This is a genomic window from Microbacterium sp. SCN 69-37 (genome assembly GCF_001724435.1).
Classification (GTDB): domain Bacteria; phylum Actinomycetota; class Actinomycetes; order Actinomycetales; family Microbacteriaceae; genus Microbacterium; species Microbacterium laevaniformans.
Map to the genome: position 1 here is coordinate 24,741 of NZ_MEEL01000033.1, position 15,434 is coordinate 40,174.

15 protein-coding genes are annotated in these 15,434 nt (G+C 72.3%); 3 read left to right on the plus strand and 12 right to left on the minus strand.

All coding sequences use genetic code 11. The annotated features are described in order from the left end of the window. Positions 1 to 57: 57 nt before the first annotated feature. The 10 genes from rsmA to hemE form a co-directional block, all read right to left on the minus strand. Complete coding sequence (rsmA, locus tag ABS64_RS10415; RefSeq protein WP_036284724.1) at positions 58 to 903, minus strand: 16S rRNA (adenine(1518)-N(6)/adenine(1519)-N(6))-dimethyltransferase RsmA; 846 nt, start codon at positions 901 to 903, stop codon at positions 58 to 60. A 54-nt stretch (positions 904 to 957) separates the two neighbouring features. Further along, on the minus strand, positions 958 to 1,536 hold the full coding sequence (locus tag ABS64_RS10420; protein WP_036284722.1) for a hypothetical protein: 579 nt from the start codon (positions 1,534 to 1,536) through the stop codon (positions 958 to 960). Between the two features lie 118 nt (positions 1,537 to 1,654). Beyond that, on the minus strand, positions 1,655 to 2,965 hold the full coding sequence (hemL, locus tag ABS64_RS10425) for a glutamate-1-semialdehyde 2,1-aminomutase (protein WP_036284719.1): 1,311 nt from the start codon (positions 2,963 to 2,965) through the stop codon (positions 1,655 to 1,657). Next, positions 2,962 to 3,957, minus strand: a complete 996-nt coding sequence (gene hemB, locus ABS64_RS10430; protein ID WP_036284716.1) for a porphobilinogen synthase — start codon at positions 3,955 to 3,957, stop codon at positions 2,962 to 2,964. Before hemB ends, hemL begins: the two co-directional genes overlap by 4 nt. Continuing rightward, positions 3,954 to 4,736 carry a uroporphyrinogen-III synthase gene (locus tag ABS64_RS10435; RefSeq protein WP_036284713.1) on the minus strand — a complete coding sequence of 261 codons (783 nt, stop codon included), beginning with the start codon at positions 4,734 to 4,736 and terminating at the stop codon, positions 3,954 to 3,956. The genes hemB and ABS64_RS10435 overlap by 4 nt, the downstream gene beginning before the upstream one ends. Continuing rightward, positions 4,733 to 5,704, minus strand: coding sequence for a hydroxymethylbilane synthase (hemC, locus tag ABS64_RS10440; RefSeq protein WP_292683414.1), 972 nt, complete (start codon positions 5,702 to 5,704; stop codon positions 4,733 to 4,735). Before hemC ends, ABS64_RS10435 begins: the two co-directional genes overlap by 4 nt. Beyond that, the gene (locus tag ABS64_RS10445) at positions 5,701 to 6,933 is read right to left on the minus strand and encodes a ferrochelatase (protein ID WP_288121689.1); all 1,233 of its coding nucleotides are present in this window, start codon (positions 6,931 to 6,933) and stop codon (positions 5,701 to 5,703) included. Before ABS64_RS10445 ends, hemC begins: the two co-directional genes overlap by 4 nt. Then, positions 6,933 to 7,619 (minus strand): hydrogen peroxide-dependent heme synthase, encoded by a 687-nt coding sequence (gene hemQ, locus ABS64_RS10450; protein WP_288121690.1) that lies wholly within the window; start codon positions 7,617 to 7,619, stop codon positions 6,933 to 6,935. Before hemQ ends, ABS64_RS10445 begins: the two co-directional genes overlap by 1 nt. Positions 7,620 to 7,628: 9 nt before the next feature. Then, positions 7,629 to 9,035, minus strand: coding sequence for an FAD-dependent oxidoreductase (locus tag ABS64_RS10455; protein ID WP_292683416.1), 1,407 nt, complete (start codon positions 9,033 to 9,035; stop codon positions 7,629 to 7,631). Next, positions 9,032 to 10,108, minus strand: a complete 1,077-nt coding sequence (gene hemE / locus ABS64_RS10460; RefSeq protein WP_292683481.1) for a uroporphyrinogen decarboxylase — start codon at positions 10,106 to 10,108, stop codon at positions 9,032 to 9,034. The genes ABS64_RS10455 and hemE overlap by 4 nt, the downstream gene beginning before the upstream one ends. 33 nt (positions 10,109 to 10,141) lie before the next feature. Here hemE and ABS64_RS10465 point away from each other — a divergent pair, with 33 nt between their 5' ends. Genes ABS64_RS10465 through ABS64_RS10475 form a run of 3 tightly spaced genes read left to right on the plus strand, consistent with a single transcriptional unit; the run spans position 10,142 to position 13,815 of the window. After that, positions 10,142 to 11,521 (plus strand): glutamyl-tRNA reductase, encoded by a 1,380-nt coding sequence (locus ABS64_RS10465; RefSeq protein WP_292683418.1) that lies wholly within the window; start codon positions 10,142 to 10,144, stop codon positions 11,519 to 11,521. Further along, a complete protein-coding gene (locus ABS64_RS10470) occupies positions 11,518 to 12,474 on the plus strand; it encodes a LacI family DNA-binding transcriptional regulator (RefSeq protein ID WP_292683420.1) in 957 nt (318 codons plus the stop codon). The genes ABS64_RS10465 and ABS64_RS10470 overlap by 4 nt, the downstream gene beginning before the upstream one ends. A gap of 51 nt (positions 12,475 to 12,525) precedes the next feature. After that, on the plus strand, positions 12,526 to 13,815 hold the full coding sequence (locus ABS64_RS10475) for an MFS transporter (RefSeq protein WP_292683421.1): 1,290 nt from the start codon (positions 12,526 to 12,528) through the stop codon (positions 13,813 to 13,815). 87 nt (positions 13,816 to 13,902) lie between these two features. Here the strand turns inward: ABS64_RS10475 and ABS64_RS10480 are convergent, their stop codons facing one another. Continuing rightward, positions 13,903 to 14,436: an NUDIX hydrolase gene (locus ABS64_RS10480; protein ID WP_051498709.1), complete on the minus strand. Its 534-nt coding sequence runs from the start codon at positions 14,434 to 14,436 to the stop codon at positions 13,903 to 13,905. 2 nt (positions 14,437 to 14,438) lie between these two features. Continuing rightward, the gene (locus ABS64_RS10485) at positions 14,439 to 15,332 is read right to left on the minus strand and encodes a TatD family hydrolase (protein ID WP_292683423.1); all 894 of its coding nucleotides are present in this window, start codon (positions 15,330 to 15,332) and stop codon (positions 14,439 to 14,441) included. Positions 15,333 to 15,434: the final 102 nt, after the last annotated feature.

Sequence of the window (15,434 nt, forward strand, 5' to 3'; positions counted from 1 at the left end):
CATGTCGCCGACCGACGGTCAGCGGGTCACGGCGAGGCGCGGCGCGCGCACCGGCGCTTACCGAAGCGTGCGGGCGATCGCGACGAAGTCCGCGATCGTGAGCTGCTCGCCACGCGCCGTCGGGTCGACGCCTGCAGCCTCCAACACCGCCGACGCGGTGCTCGACGATCCGCCGAGCACCGGTGCCAGCGCCTGCCGCAGCATCTTGCGGCGCTGCTGGAATGCGGCATCCACCACCTGGAACGTCGCGCGACGAAGCGCCTCGTCGCCGCGCGGCTCGAGGTCGCGACGGAACCCGACGAGCACGCTGTCGACGTTGGGCACCGGCCAGAAGACCTGCCGAGAGACGGTGCCGGCCAGCCGCCACGGGCCGTACCAGGCGGCCTTGACGCTGGGCGCTCCGTAGACCTTGGATCCCGGCGGAGCGGCGAGCCGCTCCCCCACCTCCGCCTGCACCATCACGACACCGCGCTCAAGGCCCGGAAAGGTCTCCATGAAGTGCAGCAGCACCGGCACGCTGACGTTGTACGGCAGGTTGGCGACGAGCACGTTCGGATCACCCGGAAGCGCGGTGACGCGAAGGGCGTCGGCATCCACGACCGTCAGCGCACCGGCGGCGACGCCGTGCGACGCGGCCGTGGCCGGCAGACGCTCGGCGAGGCGATGATCGATCTCCACGGCGGTGACCGCAGCGCCGGTCTCCAGAATCGCGAGTGTGAGAGAGCCCAGCCCGGGGCCCACCTCGACGACCCGGTCGGCGGCCGTCACCTCCGCGACGTGCACGATCTTTCGCACGGTGTTGGCATCGACGACGAAGTTCTGACCGAGCTTCTTCGTCGGTGTCACGTCGAGGTCGGCGGCGAGCGCGCGGATCTCGGCGGCTCCGAGCAGGGTCACGGGCATGCGCTCCAGCCTATCCGGCGGGGCCGCCGGCTCGAGGGACGCCGCGATCGCCCCCTACGGGATCCAGTAGCCGACGGCGCAGAGCAGACGCGTCTCGTCGTCGGCATCGGCCGGTGCCTCGATAGCGGGAGGGAACACGCCCCACTGGCGCCACTCGTCCGCGAACGCCACGACGTGTTCCTCGAGATCGGCGATCAGCTCGGGTGACAGGTGGAACGGGATGCCGAGATGCTTCGCGATCTGCCACGCCTGGAATGCCCGATACGTGGCCAGGTGCGCGAACCCTTCGGCGGCCGAATAGTCGCCGTAGCTGAACCGGAACGTGTCGGCGTAGCCGCCGGCGCGCACGGCGGCGGTCGCGGCATCGTTGCGCGCGTCGTAGGCGCCGATCGGATCGTCGCCCAGCAGATCGACGCCGCGCAGGTCGTCGCCGTCGGCCGCCGCACGTCCGCGCAGGACGTCGGGAACCCACGCCTCGTCGTACGTGTGCGCCTGCAGGATGTCACGGAACGTGGGGTTCGCCGTGGAGGTCCACTCGGCGGGTGCCGACCGGGTGAGATCGGCCGGACCGATCCGGTCGATCACGTCGCGCAGGGCCGCGTCGGAACGCAGAAACAGCTCGTCGGTGTTCATGCCCCGACGCTAGCCCGGGCCACCGACATCGCTGCGCGCACGACGCCGGCATTCACCTGGCGCGCGCACCGGGAACGCGCGCGGCGTTCTCGGCGCACGCGCCAACCGAAGCGCGCGATCAGGCGGATGCCGCGGCGCGGGCGGCCGCGGGCAGGGCGTCGACGATCTGCGCCACCGCGGCATCGTCGTGCGCGGCGGTGAGGAACCACGCCTCGAACGCCGACGGCGGCAGCGAGACGCCGGCGTCCAGCATCGCGTGGAAGAAGCGGCCGTAGGCGGCCGTGTCCTGACGCTGCGCCGTCGCGTAGTCCGACACACCGCCGACCACCTCGGCGCCGAAGAAGACGCTGAACAGGGTTCCCGCCCGCTGCAGCACGTGGGGCACCCCGGCCGCAGTCAGCGCCGCCGTCGCCGCGTCGGCGACCGCGTCGGCCGCCGCTGCCAGCCGGGCGTACGCGGAGGCATCGGCCAGACGAAGCGTCGCGAGCCCCGCGGCGACCGCGACGGGGTTTCCGCTCAGCGTGCCGGCCTGGTACACCGGCCCCAGCGGGGCGAGCATGTCCATGACGTCGGCGCGGCCGCCCACCGCGGCGACCGGCAGCCCGCCGCCGATGACCTTGCCGAAGGTGACGAGGTCGGGGACGACCGTCTCACCCGCATCCGCGAGCACCTGGGCGTAGCCGCCCGGGGCGGCGCGGAACCCGGTGAGCACCTCGTCGCTGATCAGCAGGGCGCCCTCGCGGCGGCAGAGCTCGGCGACGAACGTGGAGAACCCGGATGCCGGGGCGACAACGCCCATGTTCGCCGCCGCCGCCTCGGTGATCACGGCGGCGATGCGGCCGGAGTGGGCGGCGAAGACCTCCTCCAGCGCGGCACGGTCGTTGTACGGGACGACCAACGTCTGCGCCGCGACGGCCTCCGGCACGCCGGCAGAGCCCGGCAATGCGAAGGTCGCCAGCCCCGACCCGGCGGCGGCCAGCAGACCGTCGGAGTGACCGTGGTAGTGGCCCGCGAACTTGACGAGGAGGTCGCGGCCGGTGGCGCCGCGCGCCAGGCGGATGGCGGTCATGGTCGCCTCGGTGCCCGTGGACACCAGCCGCGCCTTCTGCACGGCCGGCACCCGTCGCACGATCTCCTCCACGAGCTCCGCCTCGGCCGGGGTCGGCGCTCCGAACGACAGTCCGCGCGCGGCGGCGGCCTGGACGGCGGCGACGACCTCCGGATGGGCGTGGCCGAGCAGCGCCGGGCCCCAGCTGGCGACGAGGTCGACGTAGCGGCGGCCCTCGGCATCCGTCACATACGCGCCCGCGGCCTCGACGAGGAAGCGCGGCGTGCCGCCGACGGAGCCGTACGCGCGCACGGGCGAATCCACGCCACCGGGGATGACCGCGCGGGCACGGCTGAACAGGGCGTCGTTGGTGTCGGTCATGCGAGTGCGCGTCCCTCTCGGAGCCAGCCGGCGACCTCGATCGCCCAATACGTCAGAATCGCCTCGGCGCCGGCGCGGCGGATGCCGAGGATGCTCTCCCCGATCGCACGCTCACGGTCGATGACACCGGCGGCGGCGGCGTGCTCGATCATCGCGTACTCCCCCGACACCTGGTAGGCCCAGACCGGCACGGACGACACGGCGGCGACCTCGGCGAGCACATCGAGATACGGGCCCGCGGGCTTGACCATGACGATGTCGGCGCCCTCGTCGATGTCGGCGAGGGCCTCCTGCACGCCCTCGCGGCCGTTGGCGGCGTCGAGCTGGTAGGTGCGACGGTCGCCGGTGAGGGTCGACTCGACGGCGTCGCGGAACGGACCGTAGAACGCCGAGGCGTACTTGGCGGAGTAGGCGAGGATCACGACGTCGCTGCGCCCCGCGGCATCCAGCGCCGCACGGCACGCGGCGACCTGGCCGTCCATCATGCCCGACAGGCCGAGGATGTCGGCGCCGGCCTCGGCCTGGGCGAGCGCCATCCGCGCGTACACCTCGAGGGTCGCGTCGTTGTCGACCGATCCGTCGGCGGCGAGCACGCCGCAGTGGCCGTGGTCGGTGAACTCGTCGAGGCAGAGGTCCGCCTGCACCGTCAGTCGCCCCTTCGCCGCCGCGGCCGCCACGGCGATCGCGCGATTGAGGATGCCGTCGGGATCGGTCGCGCCGCTGCCGACGGCGTCGCGCACGGCGGGAACACCGAACAGCATGATGCCGCCGATGCCGGCCTCCGCGGCCACATCGACCACGGCCGCGAGCTGGGCGAGGGGGTATTGGTGAACCCTGGGCATGCTCGCAATCGGCTGCGCCTCGGCGATGTCCTCCTTCACGAACACCGGCAGGACGAGCCGGCGCGGGCTCAGGTCGGTCTCGGCGACGAGGCGTCGCAGGGCCGGGCTCCGGCGCAGGCGGCGCAGGCGGCGGACGGGGAACGCGGTCATCGGGTGACCTCCTGGAGTCGGGGAAGGGTGTCGAGCTCGGCGATGAGTGCGTCGATGCTCTGTGTACGCGCGGTGTGACCGACGACGAAGCCGAGGCGCTCCGCGTCGCGGGTGGTGCCCGGACCGATCGAGGCGACGAGGGTGGATGCCGGCAGCGCTCCGACCTGTCGGCGCAGCTCGCGTCCGACGCTCAGCGAGGTCAGCAGCACGATCGCGAAGCGGCCGGCGGCGAGATCGGCCGCCACGTCGGGGGCGAGATCGATGCCGACCGTGCGGTAGCCGATGCACACGTCGACGGCGAAGCCGCGCAGCTCCAGCTCGTCGCTGACGACAGCTCCGGCGAGGTCGGAGCGCACCACGAGGCAGCGCCCGGTCGAGGTCGCCGTGTGCGCCGCGCACCACTGCGCGATCATCGCGTGGGCCGACGAGCGCCCCAGCGGGATGAAGTCGACGTTCGCCCCCAGCTCGGTGACGGCGCGCGCCGTGGCCTGACCGACCGCCGCGATTCGCAGCGACGTCGGCACCGTGCGTTCACTCGCCGACAGGAACACGGCGATCTGCTCGACACTGGCGGCGCTCGTCACGAACAGCCACTCGTAATCGCCGTCGGCAAGCCGCCGGAAGGCGGCGTCGCGCGCGGTGGTGTCGCGCGGCGGGGCGGTGCGGATGAGCGGCGCGATCACGGGGTGGGCGCCACGACGCGAGAGCTCGCCGGCCACGCGCTCGCCCCATGCGCCGCCGCGCGGTACGAGGACGCGGGCGCCGGCGAGGGCCGTCACCGGGGCTCTCCCTCGGGGCGTGGACCGAGGTCGGCGAGGTCGGCGGCCCCGGCCTCCATCAAGGCGGCGACGACGACGGCCGCGGCCGCGTCGCGTCCGTCCGCCGTCGTGAGGTCGGCAGGGTCCGCGGAGTGCGCGACGCGGACGGTGCGCGCACCGTCGAGGGCGTAGACCTCCGCGATCAGCGTGACGGCGTCCGGCGCGCGCCGGGCGGAGATGCCGACCGGCGCGGCGCACCCGGCCTCCAGCAGCCGCAGTACGGCGCGCTCCCAGAGTGCGGTGATCTCGGCATCCGCATCGGTAATGGCGGCGATCTCGGCGGCGACCGGGGAATCCGCGCGCACCTCGACCGCGAGAGCTCCCTGGCCGGCAGAGGTGGGCCAGCTGTCGGCGTCGAAGCGGTCGGTGATCCGGTCGGTGCGGCCGATGCGGGTCAGACCCGCCTCGGCGAGCACGATCGCGTCGTACTCCCCCTCGTCGACCTTGCGCAGTCGCGTGTCGACGTTGCCGCGGATGCCGCGCACCTGCAGGTCGGGGCGGCGACGCAGGAGCTGGGCGACCCGGCGCGGCGACCCGCTGCCGACGACGGCGCCGTGCGGCAGCGCCTCGAGCGTGAGGCCATCGCGCGCGCACAGCACGTCAGCCACGGGAGCCCGCGGCGGGACGGCTCCGATCGCGAGGCCCGCGACGTCGGCCGTGGGAAGGTCCTTCATCGAGTGCACGACGAGATCGCACTCGTCACGCAGCAGCGCTTCACGCAGCGCCGCGACGAACACGCCGGTCCCGCCGAGCTGCGCGAGGGGCCCGGTGAGCACGTCGCCCGCGGTCGTGATCGGCACGAGCTCCACCTCGCGGCCGGTCGCCGCCCGCAGGGCGTCGGCGACGTGGCCGGACTGCGTGGTGGCCAGCAGACTCGCTCGGGTTCCGAGTCGCAGCGGCGCGGGTGCGGCGGCGTCGGTCACCGTCACGGCGCGATCCCCGCGAGTGCCGGCTGGAAGCCGAGTCGCTTGTTCTCGCAGCATCCGGGACGGCACACGTCGTACCAGGGTCCGAGGTCCGTCTCGTGCGCGCGGTCGGCCGCGGCGGTGCCGTTCAGCCGCTCGACCATGAGGTCGACCAGTCCCGCGACGTACGCCGGGTGCGTCGCCGGAGTCGGGGTGCGGATCGCCGTGAGACCGAGCTCGTCGGCCGTCTCCATCGCCTCCGTGTCGAGGTCCCAGAGCACCTCCATGTGGTCGCTGACGAAGCCGAGCGGCACGATGAGCACGGCCTTGCGACCACGGGCGGGCAGCTCGGCCATCGCGTCGTTGATGTCGGGCTCGAGCCACGGCACCTGCGGCGGGCCGGAGCGGCTCTGGAAGACGAGCTGCCAGGCGCACGAGGAGCCCAGTCGCGACATGATCGTCTCGGCGACGGCCGTGTGCTGTGCCACGTACGCGCCTCCGGCGCCGAAGCCGCGCTCGGGCGGACCGGAACGGTCGGCGTCACTGTTGGGTATCGAGTGGGTCGAGAACAGGATCTCGATCTCGTCGTCGACCAACCCGCCTTCGTGCAGGCGCGCGAGGCCGTCGGCGACGCCCTCGGCGAAGGGCGTGACGAAGCCCGGGTGGTCGAAGAACTGACGCACCTTGTCGATCTCGACGGCGCCGCTGAGCCCGGTGGCCTCCACGGCGTCGGCGAGGTCCTCGCGATACTGACGGCACGACGAGTACGAGCTGTAGGCGCTCGTCGCGATCGCGAGCAGGCGCGTGTGCCCGGCGTCGTGGGCGTCCTGCAGTGCGTCGGCGACGTAGGGCATCCAGTTGCGGTTTCCCCAGTACACCGGCAGGTCGATCCCTCGGACGGCGAGCTCGGCATCCAGTGCCGCCTTCAGCTCCCGGTTGTGCTCGTTGATGGGCGAGATCCCGCCGAAGTGACGGTAGTGGTGCGCCACCTCTTCGAGGCGCTCGTCGGGGATGCCGCGGCCCGCCGTGACGTTGCGCAGGAACGGGATCACGTCGTCCTGACCCTCGGGGCCGCCGAAGCCGAGCAGCAGCACGCCGTCGTAGGCGACGGGGACGGTGACGTGCGGATCGCCGGCGCACGTCGCCGCCGTGGCGGCCGGCACGCGGCATCCGTCGCCGCAGACGGGAGCGGCGCTCGCACGGGGCGGCTTGGGACGGAACTCGGCGGAGCGGGGAGCGATGTTCTCGGCCATCAGCTCAGCACCTCCGCCAGCTCGTCGAGCTCGAGGCGCCGTCCCGTGTAGAACGGGACCTCCTCGCGCACGTGGCGCCGGGCGTCCGTGGCGCGCAGATCGCGCATCATGTCGACGAGGTGGATCGGGTCGTCGCTCTCCAGCGGCAGCAGCCACTCGTAGTCGCTGAGTCCGAAGGTCGAGACGGTGTTGGCGACGACCTCCGTGAAGCGGGCGCCCTTGCGGCCGTGCTCGGCGAGCATGCCGGCGCGCTCCTCCTCGGGCAGCAGGTACCACTCGTAGCTGCGCACGAACGGGTACAGGCACAGCCAGCCGCGCGCGCTCTCCCCGCGCAGGTACCCGGGCACGTGACGCTTGTTGAACTCGGCCTCACGGTGCACCCCCATCGCGGTCCAGACGGCCGTGTACGCCTGCAGCACGCCGGTGCGGCGCAGGGCCCGCAGCGCCTTCTGGAGCACGGCAGGGTCATCGACCGCGCCCGGCGTCGTGTGCAGCCAGATCATGAGATCGGCTTCGCCCCGCATGCCGGTGACGTCGTACAGGCCGCGCACGCTGACGCCGCCGGCCGTGACCGCGTCGACGGCGGCGGACAGCTCGGCGATCGCCGCGGCGTCGGGCGCCACCCGCGGACGGGGGCCGGCCAGGACGGCGAAGAGGGTGTATCCGAGCGGGATCTGTTCGGTCATGCGGTGCTCCTAGGAAACCGGGTGGGTGTGGAGGGAGGACGACGGGAGGGATGCCGCGAGCGCGCGGTCGAGACGGGCGGCGAGGTCGCGGGCGTGCGGGATGACGGAGGCGAGGCCGGTACCGGCGGCGGCGGCCCCGGCCAGGTGGATGCCCGCGGGCAGGTCGTCGGGCGCGGCGGCGCCGACGACGGCATCCGTCCACTCCTGCACGACCAGGTCGACGACATCGGCCGCGGCCACGTCGACGCCGGTGAGGATCGACACCTCGCGGGCGACCTCGTCGGCCGTGGCCAGCGTACCGGCGGCGGCGTCGCGAGCGGAGAGCCGCACGAGGTGGATGCCGTCTGGCGTCGCGGCGCGCGCCCAGTCCCACTTGGCGGTGATGTGCGTGAGGGCCTTGGCCGCCGTCGGCAGCGCGGCGTCGACGATCACGCCCGAGCCGACGGGTTCGGCGGCGAGGGCGGGGGGGGCGATGGCCGCCGCGACGAGGCGGACCGCCGCCGCCGTCGGCGCGGATGCGCGTTTCGACTCGTCGCTGCGCTCCTCGCTCAACGACCGGGGGGCGCTCCCGGTCGTTGAGCGAGCGGACAGAGATCCGCTCGTCGTCTCGACGGTGACCGTCTCGACATCCGAGCGCACAGCACGCACCGCGACCCCGGTGCGGATCTTCGCACCGTGGGCCTCCGCGGCCTCAGCGAGCGCCGTCGGAAGGCGCCACATGCCCCCTGCGATGCCGCCGACGGCGGCGCCGGCGCGCTGCCCGGTCGCGATCGCGTCCGCGGCCTCGAGAAGCGAGCCGCGGGAAACGAACTCGCGCCACAGACCGGGGTGCAGCTGCGACAAGCGGGCCTCGGCGGCGGGTCGCGAGTAGACGCTCCGGCAGAGCGTGTCGACAAGCCGATCGGCGACGCGGACACCGAGACGTTCGGCGACCAGGTCGTACAGCGACGGCTCGGCGTCGGCGATGGTGGGCACCCGTCGCTCATCGCGCGCGCGGGCGGCGCCGTCGGCGCCGATGATCGCGACGACGTCGTCGGCATCGGGATCGGCGGGGATGCCGAGAACGGTCCGCCGCGGCAGGCGAGCGCGGCGCACGCCGTCATCCGTCGCGACGGCGAGCCAGGCTCCCTGGGGGCGCGGCGCGACCAGCTCGAGCGGGAGCCCGGCATCCGCGACGAGAGCGGCCACCGCATCGGTACGCGTCGCGAACGACTCCGCGCCGAGATCGATGTCGACCCCCGCGAGCGTGCCGCGGCGCAGCAGCCCGCCCACCTCTTCCGCCGCGTCGACCACGACCACGTCACGTCCGGCACGCGCCAGCTCGTGTGCCACGACGAGCCCGCCCATACCGGCGCCGACGACGACGACATCGGCGCCGGTCGCGGCTGCCGGCGCGCTCGTACGAGAGGTGGTCACCGCGCGGACTCCGCGGGTGCGCGCCAGTCGTGAACGGTGCGCACCAGGTCGGTGAGCACGGTGGGGTCGGTGTTCATCGGCACACCGTGGCCGAGGTTGAAGACATGTGCTCGCGCCGCCAGCCCCGAGGCGAGGGCGGCGTGGGCCGCCCGGCGACGCACATCCTCGGGGGCGAACAGCAGCGCGGGATCGAGGTTGCCCTGCACCGTGAGATCGCGGCCGATGCGGGTCACGGCGTCATCGAGGTCGACGCGATAGTCGACGCCGATCGCATCGACGCCGATCGACGCCATGTCGGCGAGGATCTCGCCGGTGCCGACGACGAAGTGGATCAGGGGCACATCGAGACCTTCGCCGCGCAGCGCGCGAACGGGCTCCAGGGCGGCCGCGGATGCCGGCAGCACGGCGCGCCGGTAGTCGGCGGGAGCGAGCGCTCCGGCCCACGAGTCGAACAGCTGCGCGGCGCTCGCGCCGGCACGCACCTGCAGGGCGAGGAAGCGCCCGGTCACCTCCGCGAGCCAGGCCGTGAGGTCGGCCCAGGCCGCGGGGTCGGAGTGGATGAGGCTGCGGGCGCCGAGGTGGTCTTTCGACGGGCCGCCTTCCACGAGATAGGCGGCGAGGGTGAACGGGGCGCCGGCGAAACCGATGAGCGGCAGCGGCTCGCCGCGCTGCTCGCCCTCCTCCGCCAGCATGGCGACCGTGCGCTGGACGGCCTCGACGACCGCCTCGCCGCGCTCCTCCACGAGTGCCGGATCGATCCGCACGAGCGCGGCGATCTCGCCGGCGGTGCGCACGGGGTTGCGGAAGACCGGGCCGCGGCCGGCGGCGATCTCGACCTCCACCCCGACGAGGTGGAGCGGAACGATGATGTCGCTGAAGAACACCGCGGCATCCACTCCGTGCCGGCGCACCGGCTGCATCGTGATCTCGCTGGCCAGCTCCGGGCTCAGACAGGCGTCGAGCATCGTCCCGGTGGCACGCAGCGCCCGGTACTCGGGAAGCGAGCGCCCGGCCTGCCGCATGAACCAGACGGGGGTGATCTCCGGACGATCGCCGCGGAGGGCGCGGACCAGCCGTGAGGCGGAGGTGCCGTGCGCGGTCAGGGGATGAGCGGCGGCGGTGGCAGAGGCGATGATGATGCTCCCGTGGGACGGACTCGAGTGGGCGTTAATCGTTATACTAACCTCGTTCCCTTCCGTTCGACTCACGACTGGACCCGCGTGCTCGTCTGCCTCTCCGCCCATCAGCGCACCACGCCTCTCGAAGCGCTGGAGCGGCTATCGGTGGTCGGGGACACCGTCGCAACCGACCTGACGGCGGCGCACGAGAGCATTCGCGGAGCCGTGGTCCTGGCCACCTGCAATCGCTTCGAGGCCTATTTCGATCTGGCCGACAATCCCGACGACGCCTCGCCCCTGCCGGCGATGGATGCCGCGATGGAGCGCCTCGCAGAGCTGTCGGCGCTGCCCTTCCGCGACGTCCGCGAGACCGTCGAGTTCGCGCACGGCAACCACGTGGCGCGCCATCTGTTCTCGGTCGCGTCGGGGCTCGATTCCGTCGCCGTCGGCGAGGACGAGATCGCCGGGCAGGTGCGGCGCGCGCTCGATGCCGCACGCCGGGAAGGCGTGACCACCGCTCCCCTCGAGCACCTGTTCCAGCGCGCCACGGAGACGTCCCGCGCGGTCAAGAACTCGACAAAGCTCGGCGAGTCGGGGCGCTCCCTGGTCCGCCTTGCGGTCGAGCTCGCCGGCTCGCGCCTCGGGTCGTGGGAGGAGGCGCGGGTCCTCCTCGTCGGCACCGGGCGCTACGCCGCGGCATCCCTGGCGGCGCTGCGCGACGTCGGCGCCGTCGACATCCGCGTGCACTCGCGATCGGGGCGCGACCGCTTCGCGAAGCGCGAGCACCTGACGACCGTTTCGGCCGACGCGTTCGCCGCCGAGGCCGCCCGCGCGGACGTCATCGTCACCTGCACGACGACCACCGACACCTTCGCCCTCGATCTCGAGAGCCACGGTGCGGCCCGTGCTGCGGTGTCGACGCCGCAGCTGATCATCGACCTCGGGATGCCGCGCAACGTGGATCCGGGGCTGCGCTCGTTCCCCGACATCGAACTGCTCGACCTCGACACCATCCGCGTCCACGCGCCGATCGACGAGTTCGCGACCATCGGCGAGGCCCGCCTCATCGTGCAGACCGCCGCGCAGCGTCATGCGATGGCGCGCCGCGTGCACGAGGTGGCCCCCGCGGTCGTCCAGATGCGCGCGCATGTGCACGCCGTGCTCGACCGCGAGATCGAACGCGCACGTTCCCGCGGCGCGGGAGCCGAGACCGAAGCCGCTCTCCGCCACTTCTCCGGTGCGCTGCTGCACGGTCTGATCTCGCAGGGCCACACCCTCGCCGCCGCAGGTTCGGGTTCGCAGTGGACGAGTGCGGTGGACATCGTCTTTCCGCCCGCCGACGGCGACGAGGACGGCGACCGCGGATGACGCGCGTCACGCTCCGCGACGTCGCCGCGCGGGCGGGAGTGTCGACGGCGGCGATCAGCCAAGCCCTGAACGGTCGCGGCAACCTCAGCGCGGAGACGCGCGAGCGCATCAAGGCGGTCGCTGCTGAGCTCGGCTACGCCCCGAACAAGCATGCGAGCGCACTGCGCAGCGGCCGCACGATGTCGATCGGCTTCGTGATGGCGGCCAACTCGCTGCAGGACGGTCGGCGGGCGCTGCAGCGGGCACGCCAGCTCGACGCGCTGGTGCAGGCCGGAGCCGAGCGCGGATTCACCGTGACCGTGCTGCCCGACAGCCGTCCCGACCTGCTGGCGGGCGCCCAGATCGACGCGCTCTACTTTCCGGATCCGGCCGACGATCGCACGATCCTGCGCGACGCGGTGGCCGCCGGCATCCCCGTCGCGGCGAACGACCTCACCGTCCCCGGCGGCGTGCTGACGATCCGCACCGGTTACGCCGCGGCGGTCCGGGCCGGACTCGCGCACCTCGCGGAGGCCGGAGCGCAGCGCATCGGCTTCCTCGTCGACGAGAGCGAGGTGCCGCGCGACCAGCTCGGCGAGAGCGCCTACCTCGCCTGGATCGCCGTGAACGGCCGCACGCCGCTCGTGGCGCGGCTGGATGCCGGGCGCCGACGGCTCGTGCCCGCCCTGCACGAGCTGCTGGACACCGACGTCGACGCCGTCTTCGCCTACTGCGAGGAAGGGCCCGAGATCTATCTGCATCTCGAGCAGATCGATACCGTCATGCCGCGCGATCTGCAACTGCTGGTGCTGTGCACGATCGACTGCGAGATGAACGCCCGCCTGGGAATCACCCACCTGTGCCTGCACCCGGAGAAAGCCCCCGAGGTGATGTTCGCCGCGCTCGATGCCGGCGAGGCGCCGCGCGCGATCGAGCTGCCCTACGAGCTGGTACGCGGCTCGACCACCCGCTGAGCCCACCCCGCCCCGCCCCCCTGCTCGCCCCGCGCCGCCTACGATGGCGTGGTGCCCGTCGCCGACCGTCCCCGTTCCGTCGGCGAGATCATCGCTCCCCGCCGCCTCGGGCGTGACTTCCGCTGGTTGCTGAGCTCGTCCTGGACGAGCAACCTCGGCGACGGGATCGCCCTGTCGGCATCCCCGTTGCTCATCGCCTCGCTCACGAGTTCGCCGATCCTCGTAGCCGGCGGTGCCATGATGCAGTACCTGCCATGGCTGCTCTTCGGCCTGTTCGCGGGGTCTGTGGCCGACCATCACGACCGCCGCCGGCTCGTCATCGTCGCGAACGCCCTGCGCGCCCTCGTCGTCACCGGCCTGATCGTGTTCCTCGTGACCGGCGCCGTGAGCGTGTGGATCGTGCTGGTGGCCGCGTTCCTGTACGGAACGGCGGAGGTGTTCGCCGACACGGCCGGCAGCACGCTGCTGCCCATGCTCGTGCGTCCCGCGGATCTCGGTCTCGGCAATGCCAGACTTCAGGCCGGCTATCTGGTGGCGAACCAACTCGCCGGTCCGCCGCTGGGCGCGTTCCTGTTCGCGGTGGGATCGTTCTGGCCGTTCGTCACCCAGATCATCTGCGTGACACTGGCCATCGTGCTCATCGCACGCATCGCCCGCACGCCGATCCCGGATCGCGACGCGGCGGATGCCGAGCGGCCGGCGCAGCCGATCCGCGAGGGTCTGCGGTGGCTGCGGGCGAACCCGCCCGTGCGCACGCTGGTCATGATCATCCTGGTCTTCAACATCACGTGGGCGGCGCCCTGGGGCATTCTCGTGCTGTACGCCACCGACCATCTCGGCATGGGTCCGGTCGGCTACGGAGCGCTGACGACGGCATCGGCTCTGGGTGGGCTCGTCGGTGTCGGGATCTTCGGCGCGCTCGAGAGGCGCGTCTCGTTCGCGACGCTCATGCGGGTGTGTCTGACGCTCGAAGTGATCATGCACCTCGCCTTCGCGGTGACGACGGTGCCCGCGATCGCGTTCGTGATCATGTTCGGCTTCGGCGTGTACGCGTTCGTCTGGGCGACGATCTCGACCACCGTCCGCCAGCGCCTCGTGCCGTTGACGCTGCAGGGCCGCATCGCGTCGGTGAACATGGTCGGCGTCTTCGCGGGGCTCGTCATCGGTCAGGCGCTCGGCGGCGTGATCGCTCAGACCTGGGGCCTCACGGCGCCCTGGTGGTTCGCGTTCGGCGGATCGGCGTTGACGCTCCTCCTCGTCTGGCGCTCGATCTCATCGATCGCCGCGGCACGGCCCGTGCTCGACGACGCGCAGCTTCCTGAGGAGAACGCACCTTCCTGAGGACGAGTTCCGGCCCAGGAATCCTCGAGATCCGTCATCTCCTCAGCATCCGACGCGTCAGCATCCGACGCGTCAGCATCCGACGCCTCAGCGGGTGCGGTGGATCCGCCGCTCCTCGATGCGCTGCACGAGGTCGCGACCGAGCTCGTCGAGGCGGTCCGCCCAGGGGCCTGCCATCTCGCGGCGCGCCGCACGGCGGAAGAGCTCCTCGACACTCACCCATTCGCTCTCGCACACCTCGAGCGGATCGAGGTCGAGATCGTCGTCGTCGGCGATCCGGGCGGCGTAGAGATCGAAGAGGGCGGATTCCTCGACGACCCTCCCGACGAGAACGAGATCCTCGGGCGCGACCCGCAGACCGGTCTCCTCGGCGAGCTCACGCGACGCGGCTTCGACGCTCGTCTCACCTGCGAGGGCGCTGCCGGCCGGAAGCTCCCACGCGAGCGGCCAGTCCTTCGTCTCCGCACGGCGCGTCATGAGCACCGACCCGTCGCTGAGCTCGACGCACACGGATGCCACGACGTGGAAGGCTCCCGCGGGCACCGGGTCGGCACGACGATGAGTGATCCCGAGCGGCGCGCCGCTCTCGTCGGTGAGATCCCAGAGCTCTTCGCCCGACACCGTCAGTCCTCGAAGGCGCCGTAGACGGCGAGGGTGTTGGATGCCACCTGCGCGCAGAACTCGTCGAGATCGAGCCCCAGCTCCTCGGCCATGAAGCGCACCGTCACGGGGACGAGGTACGGCGCATTCGGCCGGCCGCGGAACGGAGTGGGCGTCAGGAACGGGGCATCCGTCTCGACGAGGATGCGCTCGCGCGGCGTCACCGCGAGCGCGTCGCGCAGGTTCTGCGCGTTCTTGAACGTGATGTTGCCCGCGAAGCTCAGCCAATAGCCGCGGTCGGCGGCGATGCGCGCCATGTCGGCGTCGCCGGAGAAGCAGTGGAACACCGTGCGCTCGGGAGCCCCGACCCGATCGAGGGTTTCCAGAACGGCGTCGTGGGCGTCGCGGTCGTGGATCTGCATCGCGATGCCGTGCTTCTTCGCCAACGCGATGTGCGCCTCGAAGCTCTCGAACTGCGCTGGACGGCCCGTCTCGTCGGTGCGGAAGAAGTCCAACCCCGTCTCACCGATCGCCCGCACGCGCGGCTGCGCGGCGAGTTCGTCGATCACGGCGATGGCCTCGCCGAGCATGCCCTGCTCGGCATACGCGGGTGCTTCGTTGGGATGTATCGCCACCGCCGCGAGGACGCGCGGGTGGGATGCCGCGGCCCACGCCGACCACCGGCTCGACGCGATGTCGCCGCCCGCCTGGACGGCACCGATGACGTTCACCTCTGCGGCCCGACGCATCTGCTCGTCGAGCGGGAGACCCTCGCCGTCCTCGATCTCGAGATGCGTGTGATTGTCGTAGACGGCGACCGGCAGCGGCTCGGGCGCCGGCGGATATGACACGTCGCGTGAGCTCTTCTCGCGCACGCGGACGTACGTCGACGGATCAACGGCGTCGCTCACCGGCATCCCCTCTCCTCTTCGATCCGGCGCGCTGTTCCCCCCGCGCCTCCGTGTCCCACTCTCTGTCGAATAGAGCACTTGCGCAAAGCACCTTTGGGGACATGCCGC

Coding starts and splice junctions, on each gene's coding strand:
- hemQ (WP_288121690.1), bottom strand. CDS start 7,619: ATGACCGAACAGATCCCGCTCGGATACACCCTCTTCGCCGTCCTGGCC.
- ABS64_RS10445 (WP_288121689.1), bottom strand. CDS start 6,933: ATGGCCGAGAACATCGCTCCCCGCTCCGCCGAGTTCCGTCCCAAGCCG.
- ABS64_RS10465 (WP_292683418.1), top strand. CDS start 10,142: ATGAGCGGCGGCGGTGGCAGAGGCGATGATGATGCTCCCGTGGGACGG.
- hemL (WP_036284719.1), bottom strand. CDS start 2,965: ATGACCGACACCAACGACGCCCTGTTCAGCCGTGCCCGCGCGGTCATC.
- rsmA (WP_036284724.1), bottom strand. CDS start 903: ATGCCCGTGACCCTGCTCGGAGCCGCCGAGATCCGCGCGCTCGCCGCC.
- ABS64_RS10470 (WP_292683420.1), top strand. CDS start 11,518: ATGACGCGCGTCACGCTCCGCGACGTCGCCGCGCGGGCGGGAGTGTCG.
- hemB (WP_036284716.1), bottom strand. CDS start 3,957: ATGACCGCGTTCCCCGTCCGCCGCCTGCGCCGCCTGCGCCGGAGCCCG.
- ABS64_RS10420 (WP_036284722.1), bottom strand. CDS start 1,536: ATGAACACCGACGAGCTGTTTCTGCGTTCCGACGCGGCCCTGCGCGAC.
- ABS64_RS10485 (WP_292683423.1), bottom strand. CDS start 15,332: ATGCCGGTGAGCGACGCCGTTGATCCGTCGACGTACGTCCGCGTGCGC.